Here is a 25,629-nt window from a genome sequence, read left to right on the forward strand (position 1 = left end):
CAGCATGCGGACTGTGATCCAGACGACGGGGCGGGCGGTCGGACAATCTGTATGCTCGCCGCCATGCCACCGACACCCGACGCCACCGGGGCGGGCTCCGCCGTGCCCGACCGGGGCCGGTCGGACGCCTGTCCGGGGGCCCTTCGCCTGCACACCGCCGACGACGGCGGCCTCGCCCGCATCCGACTCCCCGGCGGCCTGCTGACGGAACGTCAGGCGCTCGCACTGGCCGAGGCCGCGGCGGCGCTCGGCGACGGCGAGCCGGAGATCACCTCGCGCGGCAACGTCCAACTGCGGGGCCTGGCTTCGGGCTGCGGCGCCGAGCTCGCCGAGCGGCTGCGGGCCGTCGGGCTGCTGCCCTCCGACACCCACGAACGCGTCCGCAACATCGTCGCCTCGCCCGGCCCCTCCGACGGTCACGCCGACGTCCGGGCCTGGGCGCGCGAGCTGGACGCCGCGCTCTGCGCAAGCCCCTGGGCGACCGCCCTCTCCGGCAAGTTCCTCTTCGCCCTGGACGACGGGCGCGGGGACGTGGCCGCACTGGACGCCGATGTGACATTGGTCGCAGGGCCGGACGGCACCGCCCTGCTGCGCCTCGGCCGGGCGGCGACCGCACGGCCCGTCCCGGCCGACCGGGCCGTGGCCGCGGCGCTGGCCGCCGCCCACGAGTTCCTGGACGCGCTGCGCGCCGCCGGCCGCAGCGCCTGGCACCTGCGGGAGGTGCCCGACCTGCTGCCGGCAGGCCCGGCGGAGCTGCCGGCCTTCGCCGCGGCGCCTCCGCAGCTCGGCCCGCTCCCCGGCGGTCTGGCGGTCGGCCTGCGCTTCGGCCGCGCTTCGCTCGCGCAGTGGCGGGTGCTGGCCGACGCCGCCGAGGGAGAGCTGCGGCTCACCCCGTGGCGCGGGGTCGTGCTGCCCGGTGCGTCCGCCGCGCGGCTCCCCGACCTGGAGGCCGCCGGCTTCCGGACCGCCGCCGGCACCGCCTGGGACGGCGCGAGCGCCTGCACCGGGCTGCCCGGCTGCGCCAAGTCGCTGGCCGACGTCCGGGCCGACGCGGCCCGGGCGCTGACTGCCGCCCCCGCCGCGGGACTGCGGGTGCACTGGTCGGGCTGCGAACGGCGCTGCGGCCACCCTGCAGGCCGATGGGTGGACGTGCTCGCCACCGGGCAGGGCTACCGGGTGGCGCCGGTCGGGACACCGGCCCCGCCCACGGATGTGACGGCAGTGGATGTGACGACGGAAGAGATGGCCGAGGCAGTGGCCGAGGCCCGGAGGACCACGTGATCGAGTACGAGAAGGACGGCGCGGCCATCTACCGGCAGTCCTTTGCCACCATCCGGGCCGAGGCCGACCTGGCCGCACTGCCCGCCGACGTCTCCCAGGTCGCGGTGCGGATGATCCACGCCTGCGGCATGACCGACCTGGTCGAGGACCTGCTGTACTCGCCCGGCGTGGTCGCCTCGGCCCGCAGGGCGCTGCACGCCGGTGCGCCGATCCTCTGCGACGTCAACATGGTGGCCAGCGGCGTCACCCGCAAGCGGCTGCCCGCCGACAACGAGGTGATCTGCACCCTCACCGACCCGTCGGTGCCGGAGCTCGCCAGGAAGACGGGCAACACCCGCAGCGCCGCCGCCATGGAGCTGTGGCTGCCCCGCCTCGAGGGTGCCGTGGTGGCCGTCGGCAATGCGCCGACCTCGCTGTTCCGGCTGCTGGAGATGATCGAGGCGGGCGCACCCCGTCCGGCCGCGGTGATCGGTGTGCCGGTCGGCTTCATCGGCGCCGCCGAGTCCAAGCAGGCCCTGGCCGAGCACCCGTCCGGCCTGGAGCACCTGGTGGTGCGCGGCCGGCGCGGCGGCAGCGCGATCGCCGCCGCCGCGATCAACGCGATTGCGAGTGAGGAAGAGTGACCGAGCAGCAGACCGGCCGGCTGTACGGCGTCGGCCTCGGCCCCGGCGACCCCTCGCTGGTCACCGTCCGTGCCGCCGAACTCATCGGCAAGGCCGACGTGGTGGCCTACCACAGCGCCCGGCACGGCCGTTCCATCGCCCGCTCGATCGCCGACCGGTACCTGACCGGCGGCCAGATCGAGGAGAAGCTGGTCTACCCCATCACCGTGGAGACCACCGACCACCCGGGCGGCTACCGCGGCGCCCTGGACGACTTCTACGAGGAGGCGTCCGCCCGGCTCGCCGCGCACCTGGACGCCGGCCGGAACGTCGTCGTGCTCGCCGAGGGCGACCCGCTGTTCTACGGCTCGTACCAGCACATGCACAAGCGCCTCGCGCACCGCTACCCGACCGAGGTGGTGCCCGGGGTGACCTCGGTCAGTGCCGCCGCGGCCCGGCTCGGCACCGCCCTGGTGGAGGCCGAGGAGACCCTGACGATCATCCCCGGCACCCTGCCGGAGGAGGAGCTGAGCGCCAGGATCGCCGCCGCCGACTCCGCCGTGATCATGAAGCTCGGCCGGACCTTCCCCGCCGTCCGCCGCGCCCTGGAACGGGCCGGCCGGCTCGACGACGCGCAGTACGTCGAGCGCGCCTTCATGGACGGCGAGCGCACCGAGCCGCTCGCCGCGATCGAGGCCGACACCGTCCCGTACTTCTCGGTGGCCGTGCTGCCCAGCAAGGTCGCGCCGCTCGAGCTCCCCGAGCCGACCGGGCCCGGCGAGGTCGTGGTCGTCGGCACCGGCCCGGCCGGCCCGCTCTGGCTCACCCCGGAGGCCCGCGGCGCCCTCGCCGCCGCCACCGACCTGGTCGGTTACACCACCTACCTGGACCGGGTGCCCGTCCGCCCCGGCCAGGTCCGGCACGGCTCCGACAACAAGGTCGAGTCCGTGCGCGCCGAGTTCGCCCTCGACCTGGCCCGCCGCGGCCGCCGGGTCGCGGTCGTCTCCTCCGGCGACCCGGGCGTCTTCGCGATGGCCACCGCCGTCCTGGAGGCGGCCGGCGAGGACCCGTACCGCGAGGTGCCCGTCCGGGTGCTGCCCGGCATGACCGCCGCGCACGCTGCCGCCTCCCGGGCCGGCGCCCCGCTCGGCCACGACTACGCCGTGGTCTCGCTCTCCGACCGGCTCAAGCCCTGGGAGGTCATCGCCCGCCGGCTGCGCGCCGCCGCCGAGGCCGACCTGGTCCTGGCGCTGTACAACCCCGGCTCCAACTCCCGCACCACCCAGGTCGGCCGGGCCCGCGACCTGATGCTGGAGTACCGCGCCGCCGATACCCCGGTGGTGATGGCGCGCGACGTCGGCGGCCCCACCGAACGCGTCCGCACCGTCCGCCTGGCCGACCTCGACCCCGCCCAGGTCGACATGCGCACCCTGCTGCTCATCGGCTCCTCCCAGACCCGCCTGGTCCGCCGCGGCAACGACACCGAAGTCGTCTGGACCCCCCGCCGCTACCCGGAGGACTGACCGAAGAGGCGCACAGGGCCGCCCAGGGACGCCGGGGGCACCTCCCGGCCGCAGGGCCTCGCCAGGTTTGTCCGGCGAGGCCCTGTCCGTCTCACGCTTCCCGACGGTCCCGCAACTGCTTCAGGGCCTTCTCCCGGATCTGGTCCCAGGAGTGGCGCGACAACGCCTCCAAGGCCCGTGTCGGAGTTCCCGGGTTCCCGGCAACCGTGGAGAGCACCGCCTCGTGCTGGTCACCGGAGAGGACCTCCAGAACACCGGCAGGAGTGTCCCGCTTGCTCGCCACCTTGTCCCTGACCCGCCAATCACCGTCGCCGGCGAGGACTTCGAGGACCTCGACCGGAAGCGTCCGGTTGAAGGCCACCCAGAACCGCATGTCCGGGCGGTCCCGCACGATGGCGAGCCAGACCTCCAGGGAGGCCTCCTCCTGCTTGATCCGTTGGAAGTCCGCGGCCTCGCCACTGGCACGGAGCCTGACGAACTCCTCGGCGCTCTCGATCACTTCAGCACCCCCTGACCTGCCGCAGCGTACGCAGGTGCTTGCTCGGCTGAACCCGGCGAACCTATGCGGTCACAGCACTAATGGTGGCCCACCCGGGCGTCGTCCCCGATCAGCCGGAGGGCTTCCCCCACGGGGAGCGGCCCCATCCGTCGGCCGTCCCGCAGCCGCAGTGACACCAGTCCGCCGACGGCCTCCGCCGCGCCGATCACCGCCTGGAACGGCACCAGCCGCCCGGCCCGGACCCGCGCACCGAGGGTGCCGGACTGCGGGTCGGCGAGTTCGGCCCGCAGCCCCTGTTCCACGGCCTCCCGGACCAGCGCCTCCGCCTGCGCCCGCTGCTCCTCGGCGATCGGCTGCACCAGCAGTTGGACGGGTGCCAGCCATGCCGGGAACGCCCCCTGGTGCACCTCGATCAGGTGCGCCACCGCGCGTTCCACACTGCCGATCACCGCACGGTGCACCATCACCGGCCGGTGCCTGGCGCCGTCCGGACCGATGTAGCCGAGGTCGAACCGGGCCGGCTGGTGGAAGTCGACCTGCACGGTGGACAGGGTGGACTCCCGCCCCGCCCGGTCCACCACCTGGATGTCGATCTTGGGCCCGTAGAACGCGGCTTCGCCCACCTCCTCCTCGTACGGCACGCCGGCCTCGTCCAGCGCCTCGGCGAGCAGCGGCCGGCGCGCTGCCACATCTCCGGGTCGGCCACGTACTTGCCGCCCCCGGCGGGCAGCGAGAGCCGGTGCCGGGCCGGTTCGATGCCGAGCGCCCGGTATGCCCGGTGGATCAGTGCCAGTGCCGACCGGACCTCCTCGGCGACCTGGTCGGGCCGGCAGAAGATGTGGGCGTCGTTCAGCTGGATCGCCCGGACCCGGGTGAGGCCGCCGAGCACGCCCGAGAGTTCGGAGCGGAACATCCCGCCGAGTTCGGCCATCCGCAGCGGCAGGTCGCGGTGGCTGCGCGGCCGGGAACGGTAGATCACCGCGTGGTGCGGACAGAGGCTCGGCCGCAGGACGACCTCCTCGCCGCCGAGCCGCATCGGCGGGAACATGTCCTCGCTGTAGTGCGCCCAGTGCCCGGAGATCTCGTACAGCTCGCGTTTGCCGAGCACCGGCGAGTGGACGTGCCGGTAGCCGGCCCGCCGCTCCATCACGCGGACGTACTCCTCCAGGGCGTGCCGCACCGCTGCGCCGTCCGGCAGCCAGTACGGCAGTCCGGCGCCGATCAGCCGGTCGGTGTCGAACAGGTCCAGCTCGCGGCCGAGCCGGCGGTGGTCCTTCGCGTCGGTGCTCTCGTTCATGGTCGGTCTCCCTCGGGTGTGCCGGGACGGGTGACCGGGAACAGCACGAAGCCCCGGGGCACTCGCCCCGGGGCTTCGGACAGCAGGTGTCAGCGCGCCGGGACTCTCTCCGGCGTCGTGGTCGCGGCAGCGCGCTGGTGCTTCATACCGCCGAGGCTAGCGCGGCGGGCGGTCCGACCGCGAGCGGATTTCCCGCAGCCGTCGCAGCAGCCGTGCCGTCAGGCGGCCTTCGGCAGCGGGAAGGAGGCCCGCATCACCGCGTCGAAGGCCGCGTCCGGCAGCAGCCGCTTGGCGATCATCGTGCCGCGGGCCATCGCGCCGATCGCGTAGCGGGCCCGCGGCCGCCGTACGGTCGCCGCCCGGACGATCACCCTGGTCGCCGCCTCCGCCGTCACGGCGCCGCTGCGCCGGGTGAAGGCCTTGTTGGCGTACATGTCGGCGAGTGCGGCGCTGAACGCACCGTACGGGCCGGAGTCGCCGGGCATGGTGGCGACCGCGGTGCCGCCGAACCCGGTGATCGTCGGGCCGGGCTGGACGACCACGACCTGGACGCCGAACGGCGCCACCTCCAGCCGCAGCGAGTCGCTGATCGCCTCCACGGCGTGCTTGGTCGCGTGGTAGAAGGCGCCGCCGGGCGGGGAGAAGCGGCCGCCCATCGAGGAGATGTTGACGATCCGTCCGCCGCCGGCCCGGCGCATTCCGGGCAGCACCAGCTGCGCCATCCGCACCAGGCCGAAGACGTTGGTGTCGAACTGCGCGCGGACGTCCTCGGGTGCGGCCAGCTCGACCGGCTGGTGCAGGCCGTAGGCGGCGTTGTTGATCAGGATGTCGACGTGGCCGTGCAGCTCCTCGGTGCGGGCCACCGCCTCGGTCATCGACTGCTCGTCGGTGACGTCCAGGGCGAGCGTCTCCATGCCGAGGGCGGCCAGGTCGGCGAGGGTCTCGGGGCGGCGCGCGGTGGCGACCACACGGTGGCCGAGCCGGTGCAGGGCGAGGGCGGCCTCCCGGCCCATGCCGGAGGAGCAGCCGGTGATCAGGACGGTCTTCGGGGCGGACATCGGGGCCTGCCTTTCGGTGGCGTGAAGGGCTGTCAGGTACGGGCGTCGGGGCGGTGCAGCAGGTCCCAGACCGCCTCCTCGGCGGCGTCCAGCTCGGCCGGGGTCAGCGCGCCCAGGCCCTCGGGCCGGTGCAGCTTGACCAGCCCGGTGAAGGCGCCGACGGCCAGGGCGACCAGCTGGGCGGCGTCGCCCTCGCGGATCGCGCCGGCCTGCTGGCCGCGCTCGATGAAGTCGGCGGCGATCCGGTCGATCTCGGCGGCGAGCGCCAGGCTCTCCGGGGCGAGGAAGGTGTCGTGCTGCTGGTGCTCCAGGAAGACGAAGGCGTCCGGGCGGGCGGCGGCGTAGCGGGTGAAGCCGCGCCAGAAGCGGCCGAACTCCTCGCGGATCGAGGAGGCCGGGCCGCCCTCGGCCATCGCCGCGGCGAGCTCGTCGAGCAGGGCCTGCTTGGCGTGCTGGAAGGCGGCGTTGCCGAGCGCCTCCTTGCTCGGGAAGTACCGGTAGATGCTGCCCACACCCACCCCGGCCCGCTGTGCGACGGCGGGCATCTGGGTGCCCTCGTAGGTCCGTTCGGCGAAGAGGGCGATGGCGGCGTCGATCAGCTGCCGGGCGAGGTCGGGCTTGCGCGAGGTCACGGAATGAATATTCATTCCGCAGGGGTGGGGTTGTCAAGGCCGACCTAGACTGAGGCTGTGGCGCGGCTCAACGACGAGGTCGGCGCGCTGCTGCAGGAGTACTCCGACCTGCTCCTGCTCACCGGCGGCGACGCCTACCGGGCACGGTCCTACGAGAAGGCCGCCCGGTCCGTCGGCGGCCACCCCGAGGACCTCGCCCGGCTCGACGCCAAGGGCCTGCAGGCCATCCCCGCCGTCGGGAGATCCACCGCCGAGAAGATCGCCGAGTACCTGTCCACCGGCCGGGTCGCCGCCGTCGACGAGCTCCGCGCCCGGGTGCCGCCCGGCGTCCGCGAGATCATGGCGATCCCGACCGTCGGCCCCAAGAAGGCCGCCCTCGTCCACCGCGAACTCGGCGTCTCCACCGTCGACGAACTGCTCGACGCCGCCCGCGCCGGACGCCTCGACACCCTCCCCGGCCTCGGCGCCCGCACCGCCGAGAACATCGTCCACGGCATCGAGGTGCTCCGGCAGGGCGGCGGCCGCGTCCTGGTCTCCACCGCCCTCGCCCTCGCCGAGGAGATCACCGCCGCGGTGGGCGCCGCCCCCGGCTGCGAGCGCTGCACGTACGCCGGGTCGCTGCGCCGGATGTGCGAGACCGTCGGCGACGTCGACGTGCTCGCCGCCGCAGCCGACTCGGCCCCGCTGATGGCAGCCCTCACCGCCCACCCGCTCACCGCCGAGGTGCTGGGCAGCGGCAGCACCAAGACCTCGGTCCGCACCGAGCGGGGGATGCAGGTCGACCTGCGGGTCGTCCCCGCGGAGGCCTGGGGCGCCGCGCTCGTCTACTTCACCGGCTCCAAGGCGCACAACATCAAGCTCCGCGCCCGGGCCGTCCGGGCCGGCCTCAAGCTCTCCGAGTACGGCCTGTTCGAGGCCGACGGCGGCCGCAAACCGGTCTCCCGCACCGAGGAGGAGGTCTACGAGGCCCTCGGCCTCCCGTGGATCCCGCCCACCCTGCGCGAGGACCGCGGCGAGATCGAGGACGCGCTGGACGGGGAACTCCCCGACCCCGTCACCGAGCAGGACGTCCGCGGCGACCTGCACACCCACACCGACCTCAGCGACGGACTCGCCCCGCTGGAGGAGATGCTCACCGCCGCCCACCGCCGCCGCCGGTCCTACGTCGCGGTCACCGACCACGCCCCGAACCTCGCCATGCAGCGGATGACCGACGAGAAGATGCTCGCCCAGCGCGAACGCGTCCGGGCCCTGCAGGGCTCGTACGGCCGGATGCGCATCCTGCACGGCACCGAGCTCAACATCGACCCGGACGGCGGCGTCGACTGGCCGCCCGAGTTCCTGGCCGGCTTCGACCTGTGCGTGGCCTCGATCCACTCCGCCTTCACGCTCGACCGCGACGCCCAGACCCGCCGCCTGATCCGCGCCTGCGAGAACCCGCACGTCCACGTCATCGGCCACCCCACCACCCGGCTGCTCGGCCGCCGCGCACCGATCGACGCCGACTTCGACGCCGTCTTCGCGGCCTGCGCCCGCACCGGCACCGCCCTGGAGGTCAACGCCTCACCGGAACGCCTCGACCTCGGCGACGAACTGATCCTCGCCGCCCGCCGCCACGGCGTCCGCTTCGCGATCGACACCGACGCCCACGCCACCCCGCACCTGGACAACCTCCGCTTCGGCGTCGCCACCGCCCAACGCGGCCGCCTCACCCCCGACGAGGTGATCAACACCTGGCCGCTCCAGAAACTCCGCCGCTTCCTGCGGAAGCCCTACTAGAAGCGCGGGATGCACAACCAGGGGCGCGGGGAACTGCGCAATCCGGATGCGGGCCACTGGACAAGTCGTGGTCGGCCCGAGCTGGCGTGACGCCCGATCCCGGATTGCGCAGTTCCGCCCCCAGCCTTCGGCCGGGAGGTGCCCCCAGCGCCCCCTCGGTGGTGCCCTTAAAGAGCGCCCAGCCAGGCGACGGCCGCCGGGACGTCTTCGGCGACGGGGATGCCGGCGGGGGGCTCGGGGCGGCGGACGATCACGACCGGCAGGCCTAGTTCGCGGGCGACGGCCAGCTTGGGGGCGGTGGCGGCGCCGCCGCTGTCCTTGGTGACCAGGACGTCGATCCGGTGCTCGCGGAAGACCGCGCGCTCGCCGTCCGGGGTGAACGGCCCGCGGTCGAGCAGCACCTCCAGCCGCGGCGGCAGCGGACGCTCGGGTGCGTCCACGGAGCGGGCCAGGAAGAAGGTGTCCTTGAGGTGCGCGAAGGCGGCCAGGCCCTGCCGGCCGGTGGTGAGGAAGACCCGGCGGCCGAGGCCCGGCAGTGCGTCGGCGGCCTCGGCCAGGGAGTCCACCCGGTGCCAGCGGTCGCCGTCGACCGGCACCCAGCTGGGACGCCGCAGGGCGAGCAGGGGAACATGGACCTCGGCGGCCGCAGCGGCCGCGTTCCGGCTGATCCGTTCGGCGAAGGGGTGGGTGGCGTCGATGACCGCGTCCGCGCGCTCCTCCCGCAGCCACTCGGCCAGCCCGGACGCGCCGCCGAACCCGCCGATCCGCACCTCGCCCGCGGGCAGCCGCGGCTCGGCGACCCGGCCGGCCAGCGAGCTGGTCACCTGCAGCGCGGGGTCGTCGGCGAGCGCTGCGGCCAGTCGGCGGCCCTCGGTGGTGCCGCCGAGGATCAGGACGTGCATCGGAACTCCAGGAGGCGGACGTGGCTGAGTCGGGCGGCCGGGCGGCGCAGCTGAAGAGTAGCGGGCTGCGGCACGGCTGGACGACGGGCGCGTGCGCCACGGCGGCCACCACCGCCGCGTACACCGCGCTGCTCACCGGCGAGTTCCCCGACCCGGTGGAGATCACCCTGCCGAAGGGGCAGCGGCCCTCGTTCGCCCTGGCGGTGGAGGAGCTGGGCGGCGGCCGGGCGATGGCCGGGGTGGTGAAGGACGCCGGCGACGACCCGGACGTCACCCACGGCGCGCTGATCCGCGCCACCGTCACCGCGGGCGACCCGGGGACGGGGGTGGTGTTCCGGGCGGGCCCGGGCGTCGGCACGGTCACCAAGGCCGGGCTGCCGCTGCCGGTCGGCGAGCCGGCGATCAACCCGGTGCCCCGGCAGATGATCCGGGACACCGTGGCGGAGGTCGCGGCGCGGCACGGCGGCAGCGGGGACGTGGTGGTGGAGATCTCCGTCGACCACGGCGAGGAGATCGCCCGTTCCACCTGGAACCCGCGCCTCGGCATCCTGGGCGGCCTGTCCATCCTCGGCACCACCGGCATCGTGGTGCCGTACTCCTGCTCGGCCTGGATCGACTCGATCCGGCGCGGTGTGGACGTGGCCCGTGCCGCCGGCCGCACCCATGTCGCCGGGTGCACCGGCTCGACCTCGGAGAAGGTCGCGGTGGCGGTGCACGGCCTGCCGGAGGACGCCCTGCTGGACATGGGCGACTTCGCGGGGGCGGTGCTCAAGTACCTCAAGCGCCACCCGGTGCCGCGGCTGACCGTCGCCGGCGGTTTCGCCAAGCTGTCCAAGCTGGCGGCCGGCCACCTCGACCTGCACTCGGCCCGCTCGCAGGTCGACAAGGGCTACCTGGCGGAGCTGGCCCGCCGCGGCGGCGCCTCCCCGGAGCTCGCGGAGGCGGTGGCCGCCGCCAACACCGGCCTGGAGGCGGTGCAGTTGTGCTCGGCGGCCGGGGTGCCGCTCGGCGACCTGGTGGCCGAGGCGGCCCGGGCCACCGCGCTCGGCGTGCTGAGCCCGGCGCCGGTCGCGGTGGACGTCATCTGCATCGACCGGGCCGGCACGATCGTCGGCCGGGCCGAGCCGCTGGGGCCGCCGGCCCGGGTACGGTCCGGCCGCTGACGTACGCGGTCCGGCCGCTGACGAACGCCGGTCAGCCGATGACGGCCTGGGCGTCGATCTCCACCAGCATCGGTTCCTGCGGCAGCTCGACCATGACGGTCGTCCGGCACGGCTTGACCCCGCCCTCGGGGATGTTCTCCGCGATGAAGGCGGCGTAGGCCTCGTTCATCGCGGCGAAGTCGGCGCGCTTCGTCAGGTAGACGCGGAACATCACCACGTCCTCGACCGTGCCGCCGCCGGCCTCGACGATCGCCCTGACGTTCTCCAGCGTCCGCCGGGTCTGGGCCCGCACGTCGCCCGGGTACAGGTAGGCGCCGGTCGCCGGGTCCTGCGGGCCCTGGCCGGAGACCTGCAGGATCGGGCCCTTGCGCACCCCCTGGGAGAACATCCAGGCGGGGGCGGGCGCGCCGTCCGTGCGGATCTCGGTCTTCTCGGTCATGCGGGGTGCTTCCTCTCGGGGTGTGCGGGTGCGGGTCGGGCGGTGGCGCCGGCGTCCGCGGAGACCGCCCGGGCGGTGGCCAGCAGCTGCGGCAGCAGCTCCAGCACCTGCTCGTACGGCAGCACCACGTCCGGCACCGAGATCGACACCGCGGCGACGACCCGGCCGGAGGCGTCCCGGACGGGCGCGGCCACGCAGTTGATGAACGACTCGTGCTCGGCGTGGTCCTGGGCCCAGCCCTGGGCGGCGACCTGCTCCAGCTCGGCCAGCAGCTCCTTGGGCCCGGTGATGGTGTTGGCGGTGTGCGGGGTGTACTCGATCCCGGCCGCCACCTTGCGCCGCCCGGCCGGCGGCAGGTCGGCGAGCAGCACCTTCGCCACGGCGGTGCAGTGCAGCGAGGCCCGCAGCCCGATCCGGGAGTACATCCGGACGGGCTGCCGGGAGTCGTACTTGTCGATGTAGACCACCTCGCCGCCCTCGTACGCGGCCAGGTGCACGGTCTGCCCGGTCGCCGCGTTCAGCTCCGCCAGGTGCGGCGCGGCGGTACGGCGGATGCCGCGCTGCTCCAGCGCCAGGCTGGACAGCGCGAACAGCCCGGCCCCCAGGTGGTAGCGGTAGTTGGCGTCGCGGTGGACGAAGCGCCCCTCCTCCAGGCTCTGCAGCAGCCGCAGCACCGTCGTCTTGTGCACGCCGAGGGCCTCCGCCAGCTGGTCGAGGGAGCGTTCGCCCTCGCCGAGTTCGGCGAGCAGGCGCAGGGCGCGGGTGACGGTCTGGCTCATGGGGTGGGTGCTCCGATACGCGCGGCCGGCCGGGTCAGTACCGGGGACACGATGCCATCCGCGCCCACCCGGGTCGCCGCCCACTCCCGTGCGGAGGCGCCGAGCAGCGCCGCCACGGCCTCCGGTGCGGGCACGCCGCCGCGGTCGCCCGGGGAGGTCAGCGCGCAGGCCGCGGCCAGGTGCCCGAGGCGCAGCCGGCGGCGCCCGTCCAGGCCGCGCAGCACACCGGCCAGGTAGCCGGCGGCGAAGGCGTCGCCGGCGCCGGTGGGCTCCAGCACGTCGACGGCCAGCGCCCGTTCGCCGACGGCCGTGCCCGCCCGGTCGAGGGCGGTGGCCCGGTGCTCGGCGTCCTTGACCACCAGGACGGCGGGCGAGGGGAGGGCGGCCCGCAGCGCATGCGGGTCGCCGGTGCCGAAGGCCGCCTCGGCCTCGTCGGCGCCCAGCAGGACGATGTCGGCGGCGTCCAGCAGGGCCGGCAGGACGCCTGCGTCCCGGCCGCGCCACAGGCCGGGGCGCCAGTTGAGGTCGAAGGAGACCAGTTGCCCGGGCCGGGGCCGCTCGAGCAGCGCGCGGACCAGGGCGAGGCAGCCGTCGGAGAGCGCCGCCGTGATGCCGGTCAGGTGCAGCAGCCGGGCACCGCCGAGCAGCCGGGCGGCGGCCGGGTCGGCGAGCAGGGCGGGGGAGAGGGCGGAGGCGGCGGAGCCCGTCCGGTAGTAGTGCAGCCGGCTGCGGCCGGCGCCCGGGTCGTGCGGCAGACCGGAGCCGCCGGTCTCCTTGACGTACAGGCCGGTCGGGCGGTGCGGGTCGACGGCGACGGCGGAGACGTCCACGCCGCGGGCGGCGAGGTCGGCGGTCAGCAGCCGCCCGAAGCCGTCGTCGCCGACCCGGCCGATCCAGGCGCTCGGCACGCCGAGCGCCGCCAGCGCGCACGCCGTGTTGGACTCGGCGCCGCCCACCGAGGGCCGGAAGCCGCCGACCGTTTCCAGCGGTCCGGTGCGGTCCGGCAGCAGCACCGCCATCGACTCGCCGAGGCACACGGCCCACGGGCCTGCCGTCCGCTCCGCCATCCGCCCCGCCTCCTCGCTGCCGCCCGGCTGTCGCGTCGGCCCGGTGTCGTTGACCGCTGTTCGGCGTGAATGTTAGAACCGTCGTGGCGATATGCGCAACGGTGGTTGCAAATAGTGCAACTTCGCAGATGAGGGGTGGTTCGGTGGCGGATCTGCTGTTCCGTGGGGCCGCCGTCGTGGACGGCACCGGCGCCCCGCGCCGCACGGCCGACGTCACCGTCACCGGCGGCCTGATCGACGGCATCGGCCATGGCCTGACCGGCCGCCGGGTGATCGACGCGGACGGACTCGTCCTCGCCCCCGGCTTCATCGACATGCACGCCCACTCCGACCTGCGGCTGCTCGTCGAACCCGGCCACCCCTCCCGGACCACCCAGGGCGTCACCTGCGAGGTCCTCGGCCAGGACGGCCTCTCCTATGCCCCCGTCGACGACACCACCCTCCCCGCGCTGCGCCGCCAGCTCGCCGGCTGGAACGGCGACCCGGACGGCTTCGACTGGAACTGGCGCACCGTCGGCGGCTACCTCGACCGGCTCGACGGCGGCGCGGCCGTCAACACCTGCTACCTGGTGCCGCACGGCTCCGTCCGGATGCTCGCCATGGGCTGGGACGACCGCCCGCCGACCCTGGCCGAGCTCGACCGGATGCGCGAACTCACCGCCCGGGGCCTGGCCGAGGGCGCCGTCGGCCTCTCCAGCGGGCTCAGCTACCCGCCCGGCATGTACGCCGGGACGGCCGAACTCGTCGCGCTGTGCGAGGTCGTCGCGGCGGCGGGTGGCTTCCACGCCCCCCACCAGCGCTCCTACGGCGCCGGGGCACTGGAGGGCTACGCCGAGATGATCGCGATCGCCCGCGCCTCCGGCTGCCCGCTGCACCTCACCCACGCCACCATGAACTTCGACGTCAACCGGGGCCGGGCCGGCGAACTCCTCGCCCTGGTCGACCGGGCGATCGCCGAGGGCGTCGACGTCACCCTCGACAGCTACCCCTACCTCCCCGGCTCCACCACCCTCGCCGCCCTGCTGCCCGGCTGGGCCGCCGCAGGCGGCCCCGGGGCCGCCCTCGCCAGGCTCGCCGACCCGGCCGCCCGCGAGCGCATCCGCACCGACATGGAGGAGAAGGGCAGCGACGGCTGCCACGGCGTCGTCGCCGACTGGGCCACCGTCCAGATCTCCGGCACCGGCGACCCGGCCCTGGCCGGCCTGGTCGGACGGACGGTCGCCGACGTCGCCGCCGAACGCGGCACCACCGGCACCACGGTCTTCCTCGACCTGCTGCAGGCCGACCGGCTCGCCACCACGATCCTCCAGCACGTCGGCCACGAGGAGAACGTCCGGACCGTCATGCAGCACCCCGCACACACCGCGGGCAGCGACGGCCTGCTCGTCGGCGACCGCCCGCACCCCCGCGCGTGGGGCACCTTCGCCCGCTATCTCGGCCACTACGCACGCGACGAGGGCGTCCTCACCCTGGAAGGCGCGATCGCCCGGATGACCGGCCGCCCCGCCCGCCGCCTGCGCCTGGACCGCCGCGGCCTGGTCCGCCCCGGCCACCACGCCGACCTGGTCCTCCTGGACCCGCTGACCGTCCGCGACACCGCCGACTACGACCACCCGCGCCGCCCCGCGGCCGGCATCGAGCACGTCTACGTCAACGGCACGGCCGTCCTGGCCGAGGGCCGCCCCACCGGCGCCCTCCCCGGCCGCGCCCTGCGCCGCACCGACCGAGGAACGAGGGCCCTGTGACCGCCACCGCCACCGCCTCCACCGCCCTGCGGGCCGAACTCGCCGCCGAACGGGTCATCGCCGTCGTCCGCGCGCCCCGCATCCCGGACGCCGCCGACCTGTGCGCGGCCCTCGCCGCCGGCGGCATCGGCCTGGTGGAACTCACTTTCACCACCCCGGAGGTGACCACCCATCTGCGGCGGGCGGCCGACGCCGGCCACCGGGTCGGCGCCGGCACCGTGCTCACCGCCGAACAGGCCCACCGGGCCGTGGACGCCGGCGCAGCCTTCCTGGTCACGCCGGGCTGCCGCCCCGAGGTCGCCGCCGCGGCCGACCGGGCCGGCGTGCCGGTCGTCCTGGGCGCCCTGACCCCGACGGAGGTCGCCCGGGCCGTCGACCTCGGCGCCGCCGCAGTGAAGATCTTCCCCGCCCGCACGTTCGGCCCCGGCTACTTCGCCGACCTCCGCGGCCCCTACCCGGACGTCCCCCTGGTGGCCTCCGGCGGCGTCAACACCGCCAACGCAGCCGCCTTCCTCACCCACGGCGCCCTCGCCGTCTGCGCCGGCACCGACGTCGTCCCGCCCGCCGCCGTCACCACCGCCGCCTGGCCCGACATCACCCACCGGGCCCGAACCTTCACCACCGCCCTGGGCCGGCCAGCAGGGGTAACCCCAAGGGGCGCTGGTGGCTTGCCCGATCGATCCGCCTGATCGTTCAGGCCCCGCAGGGCTCGTGGGGCCGGTCGCGGTCCGGGGAGTAGAGGTGGCTGTCGCGGAACTGCTCGGCGCCGAGCGTCCGGCCGACCAGGATGACCGCCGTGCGCAGGACACCGGCCGCCTTCACCTGCTCGGCGATGTCGCCGAGCGTCCCCCGCAGGACGAGTTCGTCGGGCCGGCTGGCCATGGCGACCACCGCGGCCGGGCAGTCGGCGCCGTAGTGGGGAAGGAGTTCCTCGACCACGCTGTCGACGTACCGGGCGGCCAGGTGCAGCACCAGCAGGGCGCCGCTGCGCCCCAGCGTGGCGAGGTCCTCGCCCTCGGGCATCGGGGTGGCCTGCCGGGCGACCCGGGTGAGGATGACGGTCTGACCGACCGTCGGCACGGTCAGTTCCCGCTTGAGCGCCGCTGCGGCGGCGGCGAAGGCGGGCACGCCGGGCACGACCTCGTAGGGGATGCCCAGGGCGTCGAGCCGCCGCATCTGCTCGGCGACGGCGCTGAACACGGACGGGTCGCCGGAGTGCAGGCGTGCCACGTCGTGCCCCTCCTCGTGGGCGCGGACGATCTCGGCGACGATCCGGTCCAGGTCCAGGTTGGCAGTGTCCACCAGGCGGGCGTCCGGCGGGCATTCGGCGAGCAGTTCGCGCGGCACCAGGCTGCCGGCGTACAGGCACACCCCGCAGGCCGCCAGCGTGCGCTGGCCGCGGACGGTGATGAGATCGGCGGCGCCCGGGCCGGCCCCGATGAAGTGGACGGTCACTGCTGTTCCTCCTCGACTGCCTTGACGGCGGACCACTGGGTGACCGGCATCGCCTGCCGCCAGCCGGTGAACCCGCCGACGGGTACGGCGTGTGCCACGGCCAGCTTCACCAGCTCCCCGCCGTGCCGGCGGTACCACTGCGTCAGCAGCGCCTCGGACTCCAGGGTCACGGTGTTGGCGACGAGCCGTCCGCCGGCCGGGAGTGCGTCCCAGCAGGCCTGGAGCAGCCCGGGCGCGGTCAGGCCGCCGCCGATGAACACGGCGTCCGGTACGGGCAGCCCGGCCAGCGCGTCCGGCGCCCGGCCGGTCACCACCCGGAGCCGCGGCACGCCCAGTGCGCCGGCGTTGCGGCGGATGCGGTCGGCCCGCACCGTGTCGCGCTCCACGCTGACGGCCCGGCAGCTGTGGTGCGCCCGCAGCCATTCGATCGCGATGGAGCCGGAGCCGCCGCCGATGTCCCACAGCAGTTCGCCGGGGGACGGCGCGAGTGCGGCCAGGGTGGCGGCCCGGATGTGGCGCTTGGTCAGCTGCCCGTCGTGCTCGTACGCGTCGTCCGGCAGGCCGGGGACGAGTTGCGCCCCGGGGCCCTCGCACTCGACGGCGACGATGTTCAGCGGGTCGCCGGCAGGGTGCGGCCAGGCCTCGGCGGTGCCGTCGGCGATGCGCTCCCGCTCGGCGCCGAGCTGTTCCAGGAGGTGCATCCGGCTGGCGCCGTAGCCGCGGGCGGTGAGCAGGGCGGCGACCTCGGCCGGGGTGTCGGCGCCGGCGCTCAGCACCAGCAGCCGGCGCCCGCCGGACAGCGCCGCGTTCAGGGTCTCCAGGGGCCGGCCGACCAGGCTGACGACCTCGGTGTCCTCCAGCGGCCAGCCGAGGCGGGCGCAGGCGTACGACACGGAGGAGGGGTGCGGCAGGATGCGCAGCCGTCCGGCGCCGGCGGTCTCGGCGAGGGCCCGGCCGATGCCGAAGAACATCGGGTCGCCGCTGGCCAGGACGCACAGGCGCCGGCCGGCGTGCTCGGCGAGCAGCCGCGGCACGGCGGGGCGCAGCGGCGAGGGCCAGGCCACCCGTTCGGCGGTGACGGTGTCCGGCAGCAGGTCGAGCTGGCGCGGCCCGCCGATCACGACCTCGGCGGCCAGCAGCGCCTCGCGTGCGGTGGGCGCAAGTCCGTCCCATCCGTCCGCACCGACCCCGACGACGGTGGTCACGGACTCGGGCACGGCGGCGGCCAACGGGACTCCTTGCAGCTCGGACGGGGCAGCGGCAGCCTACCGGCCGCTCCGCGCCGAGTCGCCGGGCCGCGGGGCAATCCGGGCACGATCACCTGCGACGTTCGCCACACCGCCGGGCCGGTCACGGCCGGTCAGGGCCTGTACGGCAGCTGCGGCACGTCGTAGCAGGTGGTCGTCATGTCGGGCACCTGGGTGACCCATCCGCCGTGGCCGGAGTCGGCGGAGTCCTCCCAGCGGGCGGCGTTGAGGCAGGCGCGCAGCGGCCCGCTCGGCCGCGGGGCGCGTTTGAACGAGGCGGGCAGCAGCAGCCCGTTGGCGTCGTACGGGGTGCCGCTGTTCATGAAGGCCTCCACGCAGTGCCGGGTGAGGTCGGCGCCGCAGGAGTCCATCGCGTCGGTGAGCCACCGGGCGGCCGCCCAGCCCTCCAACTCCCAGGCGGAGAGCAGTCCTTCGCGCTCGGGGAAGTACTCGGCCATGGCGCTGCGGAAGGCCTGCACCTCCGGGTACCGGGTGTCCTCGTAGTTGAGGCTGGAGGAGGTGGCCCACAGGACGGACCGGCAGCCGGGGGAGTCCCGGTAGTCCGTGCCGGCGGTGGCCGTCCAGTTCTGCACATTGGTCACCTTGGCCTTCAGCCGCACCCCGGCCGCGTCGAGGGCCTGGCAGAGGGCGGCGTTGCCGCGGGTGTCCATGGCGTCGAAGAGGAGCTCGGTGCCGTCGGCCTTCATGGCGGCCGCGACCGCCTGGAATCCGGGGAGCGCCAGGTCGACGGTCTGGTTGAGCACCCGGTAGCCCTCGGCCCGCAGCCCTTCCTCCAACTGGCGGGCGTAGCGTGCGGAGTCGGCCTGGTCGTAGGAGACCACGGCGGCGCTGCGCGCGCCGAGCTTCTCCTTGAAGTACCGGTAGACCTCGGTGCTCTGGTAGAGGGTGCCGTCCCAGCCGACCGACCGGCCGTCGCGCGGGGCGCTGCTCCCGTAGATGCCGTACAGGTCCGGCCACTGCTCGTAGGCGGTGCCGATGGGCTGCCCGCCGACGTCGGGCACGCCCTTGGAGCTGACGTAGGGGGCGCCCGCGTAGACGAGGACGCTGCCGGCGACGAGGGCGAAGACCTTCTCCCGGTCGATCAGCCGGTGGACGCAGTCCTGGTTGCCGATGCCGCTGCCGCCGTCGTCGCAGGTCACGACCTGGACGGTGCGCCCGTTCAGCCCTCCGGCGGCGTTGAGGGCCCGGAAGAAGGCCTGCGCGCCGTAGCGCGGTCCGGCGAAGGTCTCCGAGCCGACCGGGCTGGTCAGCGAGGTGATGACGCCGATCTTCACGCTGTCGGCGTTCGCCCCGGTGTCGGTGGAGCGGCCGGTGCTGCCCGCCGGAGGGGCGCCGAAGGCGCTCTCCGGCAGGCGGCTGCCGCAGCCGGCGACGGTCAGCAGCAGGGCGGCCGAGGCCGCCAGCACGGCGGTGCGGGCGGCCGCGGCGTGCCGGGCCGCCCGCCGGGGCCGTGTCAGCTGCATCCCGGGATCGTCGAGCCGCCGGCCTGCGCGACCAGGCCGCACAGGGTGCTGGTCGACACCTTCCAGGTGCCGTTGTCCAGGACGGCCTGCCCGGTCGCGGTCGGTTCGACGACCTGGCCGGCCAGCGACAGCGCGTAGGTCACCGTGGCGGTCGTGGCGGAGGTGAACTGCACGTCGCTCACGTCAGCCTTGACCTGGCCGACCCGGGGGTCGTTCGCGAAGCCCTGCAGGGCCGGCTGGAGCGCCTCGCCGTTCTGCAGCAGGGCGGCCTTGTCGGCGATCGGCGTCGCCGGGTCGAAGAACTTCTCCCAGTTGGTCGTGATCGCGGTCTTGGCCGCTTCCGCGTCGGCGGGTGCCGAGCCGCCGGGCGACTCCGACACCGTGGCCGAGGCCGGCGCCGAGGGTGAAGGGGAGGAGGAGCCGGAGGATCCGTCGCTGCTGCAGGCGGCCGCGAACAGCAGGGCCAGGACGGCCAGTACGGCTGCGGCGAGCCGGCCGGCTGCGCCTGCTCGGCGGGCTGCGGGGGTGCGGCCGTCCGAGTGGTCGGCGGGGCCGGGCCCGGCCGGGTGGATCGACTCGTTGGGGGTGGTACGCATGGGTGCTCACCGCGTTTTTCCCGACCGGCGGGCCGCCCTCCCGCCGGTGGCCCCGGTCGCTCGTGTCGTGGCTGCTCTGGGTCGGAGCTGTGGTCCGTGCTGCGGCGCCGTATGCCGCAAGTGACACTATGAAGGCCGATCGGCGGACGAACCGCAAGAGGAGCTGACAGAACAGTAGAATACCGATAAATCTGGACAGTACGGAGAAATCTGGATGAACCGGATTCCCCGGCCGAGCGCCGCCGGGCTGCTGCGGGCACTGCGCGAGTGGCCCGGCTGGTTCACGCTCGCGGCCGGCGCCGTGCTGTGCGTCCTCGGGTGGTACGGCGTCTCCGGGGAGGAGTTCGCGGCGCGTCAGCTGCCCTACATCGCCTCCGCGACCGCCCCCGGCGCGGCCCTGATCGTGGCCGGCGCCGTCCTGATCGCCGTCCGCCGCCCCGGTGCCGGGCCCGGCGACCAGACCGACCGGCGGCTGGAGCAGCTGTACGCCCTGCTGGTGACCGAGACCCCGTCCGCCGCACCCGAGGAGGACGGCGGCGGCCCGCCCGTCGGCCTGCCCGACGGCACCCTCTACCACCGCCGGGACTGCCCCCTGGTGTCGGGCAAGACCGGCGCCGAACCCGTCGACGCCCGGGCCGTCCGCGACCGCGGCCTCGCCCCCTGCCCGGTCTGCGACCCCGGACCGCCCGCCGGGGCCGCCGAGCCCGGCCCCGAGCCGCCCGGCGGGCCCGGAACGGCCGACGGGTGAGCGACAGCCTCGGCCTCACCGCCGACCTCGCCCTCGCCGGCCTCTCGGTCGGCAGCGCCGCCGCGCTGAGCGGCGTCGGCCTGGTCGTCACCCACCGCGCCACCGGGGTGCTCAACCTCGCCCAGGGCGCCCAGGCCGCCGCCACCGCCTACCTGCTGCGCGAACTCGTCGTCGTCCGCGGCTGGCCGCTGCTGCCCGCCGCCGCCTTCTGCCTCCTGATCGCCGCCCCCGCCTTCGGCGTCCTGCTCGACGCCGCCGTCTTCCGCCCCCTCCAGCGGCGCGGCGCCGGGGCCGGCGAGACGATGGTCGCCGGCATCGGCGTCTTCGTCCTGCTCATCGGCACCGTCATCCTGCTGCGGGGCACCGCCCCCCTCGCCGACGCGCCCGCCCTCGTCCAGCCCCGGCACCTCGCCGACCTGGGCGGGCACGTGCTCCGCCTGGACACCGCCGTCCAGCTCGCCGCCCTGCTCGCGGTCGCCGGCGGCGTCGGCCTGGTCACCCGGTACACCGCCTTCGGCACCCGGCTGCGTGCCGTCGTCGACAACCGCGGCCTCGCCGAACTCGCCGGCATCGACGCCGACCGGATCTCCGCCGCCGGCTGGGCCTTCGGCTCGTTCACCGCCGGGCTCGTCGGCATCCTGCTGGCACCGTCCCTGCTGCTCGACCCGTACGGCCTGCCGCTGCTGGTCATGGAGACCATGGCCGTCGCCGTCGCCGCCCGGCTGCGCAGCCTCCCCGTGGCCGTGGTCACCGGACTCGCGCTCGGCGTCGCGCAGAGCGAACTCACCCGGCTGCGCCCCGCCGGGCAACTGCTGCCGCTCGCCCAGGCCGTTCAGGCGAACCTGTTCACCGTCGCCCTGCTGGTCGCCGCCCTGCTGCCCTGGCGCGGAGCCGTCGACGACACCGGCCTCGCCCCGGCCGGCGCACCGCGCATCGAACGCGGCTCGGCCGCCGTCAAGGCCGTCTGCACGGTCCTCCTGCTGCTGCCGCTCGGCTTCCGCAGCGAGGACCTGCGCCACGCCCTGGTGGTGCCCGCCCTGGCCCTCGTCCTGCTGTCGATCGTCGTGGTCACCGGCTACGGCGGGCAGGTCTCGCTCGGCCAGGCCGGGTACGCGGGCCTCGGCGGGCTCGGCACCGCCCTGCTGATGTCGGGCCGGGTCCCCGGCGTGCCGCCGCTGCCCGCCGTTCCGGCGCTGCTGCTGGCGGTCGCCGTCGTCGTCCCGCTCGGCGTGCTCACCGGCTGGCCCGCCATCCGCCGCCGCGGCCTCGCCCTGGCCCTGGTCACCTTCGCGGTCGGCACCGCGCTCAGCCGCCTGGTCTTCAACCAGCCGTACGCCACCACCGGCCTGGTCGTGGAGCGCCCGGAGTTCCTCGCCGGGGACGGCGCCTTCTACACCGCCGAACTGGTGCTGCTCGGCCTCGGCCTGCTGCTCGTGCGCAACCTGCACCGGGGGCGGCTCGGCCGCGCGCTCACCGCGATGCGCGACCACCAGGCCGGCGCCTCGGCCGCCGGGGTGGACGTGCCCCGGCTGAAACTGCTGGTCTTCATGGCCGGCGCCGGGCTGGCCGCACTCGGCGGCGGCCTGCTGACCCTGGCCGGGCGGGCCTTCTCCGCCGCCGCCTTCGACCCGATCCAGGGCCTGCTGTGGTTCGCCACCGTGGTCGTGGCCGGCGCCGACAGCGCGGTCGGCGCCGTCTTCGCCGCAGCCCTGCTGGTCGGCCTGGACACCGGCACCATTCCCGGCATCTCCGCCGTCGTCGTCGGCGGCCTCGCCACCGCCCTCGGCCGCATGCCCGGCGGCCTGGCCGGCCTCGCCCGCCGCCTCGCCACCCGCCCCGCCCCCGCCCCTCCCCGCCTCAGCCCCCTCGGTGAATCCCTCCGCCACCGCCTCGAGGACCGCCCCCGATGACCGCCGGCCTCCTCAGGGGCGGCGCAGGGCTGACGCAGCCAGGGGCGCTGGGGGCACCTCCCGGCCGAAGGCCGGGGGCGAACCGCGCAACCCCAGTCCGGTCACCCGTACGAACCAAGGCCCACCCATGTCCTCCTCCCCAACCGGCCTCACCGCCCAAGGCCTCGTCCGCCGCTTCGGCGGCATCGCCGCCGTCGACGGAGTCGACCTGGAGGTCCCTCCCGGCCGTATCACCGCCCTCGTCGGCCCGAACGGCGCCGGCAAGAGCACCCTCTTCGACTGCCTGTCCGGGGCCGCCCGCCCCGATGCGGGCCGCGTCCTCCTGGCAGGCCGCGACGTCACCCGGCTGCCGGACCACGCCCGCGCCCGCCTCGGCCTGGCCCGGACGTTCCAGCAGATCGCCGTCTTCCCCGGCCTGACGGTCGGCGAGAACGCCCGCCTCGGCGCCGAGCAGGGCCCCGGCGGCACCGTCCGCGGCCTCCTCGGCCTGCCCGCCCGCGGCGGCGGGGCCGCCCGCGAGGCCACCGACCGGGCGCTGCGGCTGTTCGGCCTGGATGCCGTCCGGGACTGGCCGGCGGACCGGCTGCCGACCGGTGCGCTGAGGCTGCTGGAGCTGGCCCGGGCGCTGGCGGGCGCGCCGAGCGTGCTGCTGCTGGACGAGCCCGCCGCGGGCCTGGACCTGTCGCAGGCGGCCCGGCTGGGCTCGGTGCTGCGGGCGCTCGCGGCGGAGGGCGTGGCGCTGCTGCTGGTGGAGCACGACGTGCAGCTGGTCGGGCGGCTCGCGGACACGGTCTGTGTGATGGCTCAGGGCAGGGTGCTGGCGAGCGGTCCGACGGCGGAGGTGCTGGCCGACCCGCGGGTCGCCGGTGCGTGGGGCGAGGCATGAGCGTCGAGGTGCAGTTGCGTGCGGTCCGGGTGCGGTACGGGCTGCTGGAGGCACTGCACGGGGTCGACCTGGCGTGTCCGGCAGGCCGGGTGACGGTTCTGCTGGGACGCAACGGCGCCGGCCGGACGACTGCGCTGCACACGCTGGCCGGTGTGGTGCGGCCGGCGGCCGGGCGGGTGCTGTGGGCGGGCCGGGACGTGACCGCGCTGTCGGCGTACCGCCGTGCGCGGCAGGGGCTGGCGCTGGTGCCGGCGGAGCGGGCGGTGTTCGCGAGCCTCACGGTGGCGGAGAACCTGGGCCCGCGGGCGGCCGCGGTCGAGGCGTACTTCCCGGAGCTGGTGCCGCTGCTGCCGCGCCGGGCGGGCACGCTCTCGGGCGGCCAGCAGCAGATGGTGGCGCTCGGCCGGGCGCTGCTGGCCGGGCCGCGGCTGCTGTTGCTGGACGAGCCGGACCGCGGGCTGGCGCCGTCGGTGGCGGCCAGGTTGCACGGGCAGCTGCTGGAGGCGGCGGACGGGGGACTGGCGGTGGTGCTGGCGGCCCAGTCCCTGCCGGGGACGCTGGCCGGTGCGGGGGTGGTGCACGTGCTGCGGCGCGGGCAGGTGGTGTTCAGCGGCGAACCGAGCGAACTCCTGTCCGGTCCGATCGGCGGATAAGCTGACCGTTGAACAGGAGCGTTCCGGACGACGGGGGTTGACGATGGGAATCCTGGACGGGATCGGCCGACTGCTCGCCGATGCCGAGCTCGCCGAGCTGGGCGAGGAGCTGGAGGCGCTGGCCGCGGAGGTCGGCCGGATCGCCGAGGAGCTGGACCGCGCCCGGCACTCCGTCCACTGGACGGGCTCGGCCGCCGACGCCTTCCAGGAGCACGCCACCAAGCGGATCAAGGACCTGCACGGGGTGGTCCGCGAGCTCGAGGGCGCGGCCTCCGCGTCCAAGGCCGTCGCCACCCTCGGCGGACTGCTCTGACCGCGGCCGCTGCCCGCGCCTGACGTGCACCCCGGCGCCCGTCAGCCCTCCGCGGCCCGCCGGTCGCCGAGCCGCCGGTTCCTGGCCGCCCGCGCGGCGAGCCGCTGCTCGACCGGGACGTCGGCCAGCGCACCCAGCGCCAGTGCGACGGCCCGGCCGATGCGGGCACCGAAGGGCGCGGGCTCGTCGGCGGCGTCGGGGTGCTCGGGGACGACCTCGTCGACCAGGCCGACCGCCGCCAGGTCGTAGGCACCGATCCCCTGCGCGCGGGCCAGGTCGGCGGCGTGGTCGCCGTCCCGGTGGACGATCGCGGAGGCGCCCTCGGGCGGCAGCGGCGCCAGCCAGGAGTGCTCGGCGGCGATCACCCGGTCCGCGGGCAGCAGTGCCAGCGCCCCGCCGCCGGAGCCCTGGCCGAGCAGCACCGCCAGCACCGGTGTGCGCAGCGAGGTCAGGGTACTGAGGCAGTGCGCGATCTCGATGGCGATGCCGTCGAGTTCGGCCTGGACGGAGAGCTCCGCGCCGGCCGTGTCCACCACGGTCACCAGGGGCAGGCCCAGCTGCTGGGCCGTCCGCGCCGTCCGCCGGACGGCCCGCAGGTCGGCCGCGGTGAACGGGCGGTCCCCGCCGCGCTGCTGCCCGACCACCACGGCCGGGCTGCGCCCGAAAACGGCCAGTGCCCGGACGAGTGCCCCGCTCTCGCCGCCGGGCGCGCCCAGCAGCACGTACTCGTCGGTGGCGGCGTCCAGCAGCTCGCGCGCCCCCGGCCGGTCGGCGCGGCGGGTGCGGCGCACGGAGTCCCAGGCGTCGGCGGTGGTGCCCGCCGGGCGGTCCGAGGCCGGCTGCGGCTGGCGGACGGGCCGGGAGCCGAGCGCGGACAGCACGCGCAGCACCCGTTCGCGCAGCTCCTCGGGCGGCAGGACGGCATCGACCAGGCCGCGGGCGGCGAGGGTCTCCGAGCGCTGGACGCCGGGCGGCAGCTGGACGCCGCGCAGCTCCTCGTAGACGCGCGGGCCGAGGAAGCCCAGCCGGGCGCCGGGCTCGGCGAGCACGACGTGGCCGAGCGTGCCCCAGGAGGCGAACACCCCGCCCATGGTGGGGTTGCGCAGGTAGGTGAGGTACGGCAGGCCCGCCGCCTGGTGGGCCTGGACGGCCGCGGTGACGCGGACCATGCACAGGAAGGCCGCGGAGCCCTCCTGCATCCGGGTGCCGCCGGAGACCGGGAGGGCGAGCACGGGCAGGCGCTCCTCGGTGGCCCGTTCCACCGCGCGGGTGATCCGTTCGGCGGTGGCCACCCCGATGGAGCCGCCGAGGAAGCCGAACTCGGAGGCGACCAGGGCCACCGGCACGCCGTCCAGCAGCGCCCGGCCGGTGGTGACCGCCTCGTCCAGGCCGGTGCGGCCCGCGGCCTTCGCCAGGGACGCCTTGTACGCGTCGTCCGCGCCCGGGTGGGCGACCGGCTCGTCCCAGCAGCGGAAACTGCCCGGGTCGGCCAGCAGCTCGACCAGCTCGCCGGCGGTCAGACCCCGTTCGTCGCCCACGCGCACCCCCGTGTCCTGCGGGCGCGGCGGGCA

The 25,629-nt window shown here is 75.5% G+C and carries 24 protein-coding genes and 1 pseudogene; 12 read left to right on the forward strand and 13 right to left on the reverse strand.

Annotated elements, in window-relative coordinates:
- Positions 1-51 precede the first annotated feature (51 nt).
- From ACQ614_RS29230 to ACQ614_RS29240, 3 genes are read left to right on the forward strand one after another with little or no spacing between them, the layout of a single operon-like run.
- Complete coding sequence (locus ACQ614_RS29230; protein WP_431681828.1) at positions 52-1,281, forward strand: cobalamin biosynthesis protein CobG; 1,230 nt, start codon at positions 52-54, stop codon at positions 1,279-1,281.
- Positions 1,278-1,904 carry a precorrin-8X methylmutase gene (locus tag ACQ614_RS29235; RefSeq protein ID WP_431681829.1) on the forward strand — a complete coding sequence of 209 codons (627 nt, stop codon included), beginning with the start codon at positions 1,278-1,280 and terminating at the stop codon, positions 1,902-1,904. Before ACQ614_RS29230 ends, ACQ614_RS29235 begins: the two co-directional genes overlap by 4 nt.
- The gene (locus ACQ614_RS29240) at positions 1,901-3,406 is read left to right on the forward strand and encodes a precorrin-2 C(20)-methyltransferase (protein ID WP_431681831.1); all 1,506 of its coding nucleotides are present in this window, start codon (positions 1,901-1,903) and stop codon (positions 3,404-3,406) included. Before ACQ614_RS29235 ends, ACQ614_RS29240 begins: the two co-directional genes overlap by 4 nt.
- A 91-nt stretch (positions 3,407-3,497) precedes the next feature.
- Here ACQ614_RS29240 and ACQ614_RS29245 read toward each other — a convergent pair whose 3' ends face one another.
- The 4 genes and pseudogenes from ACQ614_RS29245 to ACQ614_RS29260 all read right to left on the reverse strand — a co-directional run bounded on the left by ACQ614_RS29245 (position 3,498) and on the right by ACQ614_RS29260 (position 6,892).
- Positions 3,498-3,905, reverse strand: a complete 408-nt coding sequence (locus ACQ614_RS29245) for a hypothetical protein (RefSeq protein ID WP_431681832.1) — start codon at positions 3,903-3,905, stop codon at positions 3,498-3,500.
- A gap of 77 nt (positions 3,906-3,982) precedes the next feature.
- Positions 3,983-5,178: pseudogene (gene thrS / locus ACQ614_RS29250) on the reverse strand (threonine--tRNA ligase); the annotation flags it as partial.
- Between the two features lie 242 nt (positions 5,179-5,420).
- Entirely contained in the window at positions 5,421-6,260 is an 840-nt protein-coding gene (locus ACQ614_RS29255) for an SDR family NAD(P)-dependent oxidoreductase (protein ID WP_431681833.1), read from the reverse strand.
- 32 nt (positions 6,261-6,292) lie between these two features.
- The gene (locus ACQ614_RS29260) at positions 6,293-6,892 is read right to left on the reverse strand and encodes a TetR/AcrR family transcriptional regulator (RefSeq protein ID WP_431681834.1); all 600 of its coding nucleotides are present in this window, start codon (positions 6,890-6,892) and stop codon (positions 6,293-6,295) included.
- Positions 6,893-6,949: 57 nt separating this feature from the next.
- On the opposite strand from ACQ614_RS29260, the gene polX reads away from it, so the two are divergent.
- On the forward strand, positions 6,950-8,671 hold the full coding sequence (polX, locus tag ACQ614_RS29265) for a DNA polymerase/3'-5' exonuclease PolX (protein ID WP_431681835.1): 1,722 nt from the start codon (positions 6,950-6,952) through the stop codon (positions 8,669-8,671).
- Positions 8,672-8,838: 167 nt separating this feature from the next.
- Here polX and ACQ614_RS29270 read toward each other — a convergent pair whose 3' ends face one another.
- Entirely contained in the window at positions 8,839-9,573 is a 735-nt protein-coding gene (locus ACQ614_RS29270; protein ID WP_431681836.1) for a cobalt-precorrin-6A reductase, read from the reverse strand.
- Between the two features lie 20 nt (positions 9,574-9,593).
- On the opposite strand from ACQ614_RS29270, the gene ACQ614_RS29275 reads away from it, so the two are divergent.
- The gene (locus ACQ614_RS29275) at positions 9,594-10,736 is read left to right on the forward strand and encodes a cobalt-precorrin-5B (C(1))-methyltransferase (protein WP_431681837.1); all 1,143 of its coding nucleotides are present in this window, start codon (positions 9,594-9,596) and stop codon (positions 10,734-10,736) included.
- A gap of 31 nt (positions 10,737-10,767) precedes the next feature.
- On the opposite strand, the gene ACQ614_RS29280 is transcribed toward ACQ614_RS29275, so the two are convergent.
- The 3 genes from ACQ614_RS29280 to ACQ614_RS29290 are packed head-to-tail and all read right to left on the reverse strand — an operon-like array spanning position 10,768 to position 13,021.
- Entirely contained in the window at positions 10,768-11,175 is a 408-nt protein-coding gene (locus tag ACQ614_RS29280) for a RidA family protein (protein WP_431681839.1), read from the reverse strand.
- Positions 11,172-11,954, reverse strand: a complete 783-nt coding sequence (locus ACQ614_RS29285; protein ID WP_431681840.1) for an IclR family transcriptional regulator — start codon at positions 11,952-11,954, stop codon at positions 11,172-11,174. The genes ACQ614_RS29280 and ACQ614_RS29285 overlap by 4 nt, the downstream gene beginning before the upstream one ends.
- Complete coding sequence (locus ACQ614_RS29290) at positions 11,951-13,021, reverse strand: sugar kinase (RefSeq protein WP_431681842.1); 1,071 nt, start codon at positions 13,019-13,021, stop codon at positions 11,951-11,953. The genes ACQ614_RS29285 and ACQ614_RS29290 overlap by 4 nt, the downstream gene beginning before the upstream one ends.
- A gap of 143 nt (positions 13,022-13,164) precedes the next feature.
- Here ACQ614_RS29290 and ACQ614_RS29295 point away from each other — a divergent pair, with 143 nt between their 5' ends.
- On the forward strand, positions 13,165-14,766 hold the full coding sequence (locus ACQ614_RS29295) for an N-acyl-D-amino-acid deacylase family protein (RefSeq protein ID WP_431681843.1): 1,602 nt from the start codon (positions 13,165-13,167) through the stop codon (positions 14,764-14,766).
- Positions 14,763-15,455, forward strand: a complete 693-nt coding sequence (locus ACQ614_RS29300) for a bifunctional 4-hydroxy-2-oxoglutarate aldolase/2-dehydro-3-deoxy-phosphogluconate aldolase (protein ID WP_431681844.1) — start codon at positions 14,763-14,765, stop codon at positions 15,453-15,455. The genes ACQ614_RS29295 and ACQ614_RS29300 overlap by 4 nt, the downstream gene beginning before the upstream one ends.
- 4 nt (positions 15,456-15,459) lie before the next feature.
- Here ACQ614_RS29300 and cobM read toward each other — a convergent pair whose 3' ends face one another.
- From cobM to ACQ614_RS29320, 4 genes are all read right to left on the reverse strand, one after another.
- The gene (gene cobM / locus ACQ614_RS29305; RefSeq protein ID WP_431681846.1) at positions 15,460-16,221 is read right to left on the reverse strand and encodes a precorrin-4 C(11)-methyltransferase; all 762 of its coding nucleotides are present in this window, start codon (positions 16,219-16,221) and stop codon (positions 15,460-15,462) included.
- Entirely contained in the window at positions 16,218-17,450 is a 1,233-nt protein-coding gene (gene cbiE / locus ACQ614_RS29310; protein ID WP_431681847.1) for a precorrin-6y C5,15-methyltransferase (decarboxylating) subunit CbiE, read from the reverse strand. The genes cobM and cbiE overlap by 4 nt, the downstream gene beginning before the upstream one ends.
- Before the next feature lie 131 nt (positions 17,451-17,581).
- A complete protein-coding gene (locus ACQ614_RS29315) occupies positions 17,582-18,946 on the reverse strand; it encodes an ABC transporter substrate-binding protein (RefSeq protein ID WP_431684055.1) in 1,365 nt (454 codons plus the stop codon).
- Positions 18,943-19,548 (reverse strand): hypothetical protein, encoded by a 606-nt coding sequence (locus ACQ614_RS29320; protein WP_431681848.1) that lies wholly within the window; start codon positions 19,546-19,548, stop codon positions 18,943-18,945. The genes ACQ614_RS29315 and ACQ614_RS29320 overlap by 4 nt, the downstream gene beginning before the upstream one ends.
- Before the next feature lie 214 nt (positions 19,549-19,762).
- Here ACQ614_RS29320 and ACQ614_RS29325 point away from each other — a divergent pair, with 214 nt between their 5' ends.
- From ACQ614_RS29325 to ACQ614_RS29345, 5 genes are all read left to right on the forward strand, one after another.
- Positions 19,763-20,296 carry a hypothetical protein gene (locus tag ACQ614_RS29325; protein ID WP_431681849.1) on the forward strand — a complete coding sequence of 178 codons (534 nt, stop codon included), beginning with the start codon at positions 19,763-19,765 and terminating at the stop codon, positions 20,294-20,296.
- Positions 20,293-22,206: an ABC transporter permease subunit gene (locus ACQ614_RS29330; RefSeq protein ID WP_431681850.1), complete on the forward strand. Its 1,914-nt coding sequence runs from the start codon at positions 20,293-20,295 to the stop codon at positions 22,204-22,206. Before ACQ614_RS29325 ends, ACQ614_RS29330 begins: the two co-directional genes overlap by 4 nt.
- 127 nt (positions 22,207-22,333) lie before the next feature.
- Complete coding sequence (locus ACQ614_RS29335) at positions 22,334-23,092, forward strand: ABC transporter ATP-binding protein (RefSeq protein WP_431681851.1); 759 nt, start codon at positions 22,334-22,336, stop codon at positions 23,090-23,092.
- Positions 23,089-23,745 carry an ABC transporter ATP-binding protein gene (locus ACQ614_RS29340; RefSeq protein WP_431681852.1) on the forward strand — a complete coding sequence of 219 codons (657 nt, stop codon included), beginning with the start codon at positions 23,089-23,091 and terminating at the stop codon, positions 23,743-23,745. The genes ACQ614_RS29335 and ACQ614_RS29340 overlap by 4 nt, the downstream gene beginning before the upstream one ends.
- A gap of 43 nt (positions 23,746-23,788) precedes the next feature.
- Entirely contained in the window at positions 23,789-24,058 is a 270-nt protein-coding gene (locus ACQ614_RS29345) for a hypothetical protein (protein ID WP_363489138.1), read from the forward strand.
- A 41-nt stretch (positions 24,059-24,099) separates the two neighbouring features.
- On the opposite strand, the gene ACQ614_RS29350 is transcribed toward ACQ614_RS29345, so the two are convergent.
- Positions 24,100-25,596 carry a carboxyl transferase domain-containing protein gene (locus ACQ614_RS29350; RefSeq protein ID WP_431681853.1) on the reverse strand — a complete coding sequence of 499 codons (1,497 nt, stop codon included), beginning with the start codon at positions 25,594-25,596 and terminating at the stop codon, positions 24,100-24,102.
- Positions 25,597-25,629: the final 33 nt, after the last annotated feature.

This window comes from Kitasatospora dryopteridis, from assembly GCF_050749075.1.
GTDB lineage: Bacteria > Actinomycetota > Actinomycetes > Streptomycetales > Streptomycetaceae > Kitasatospora.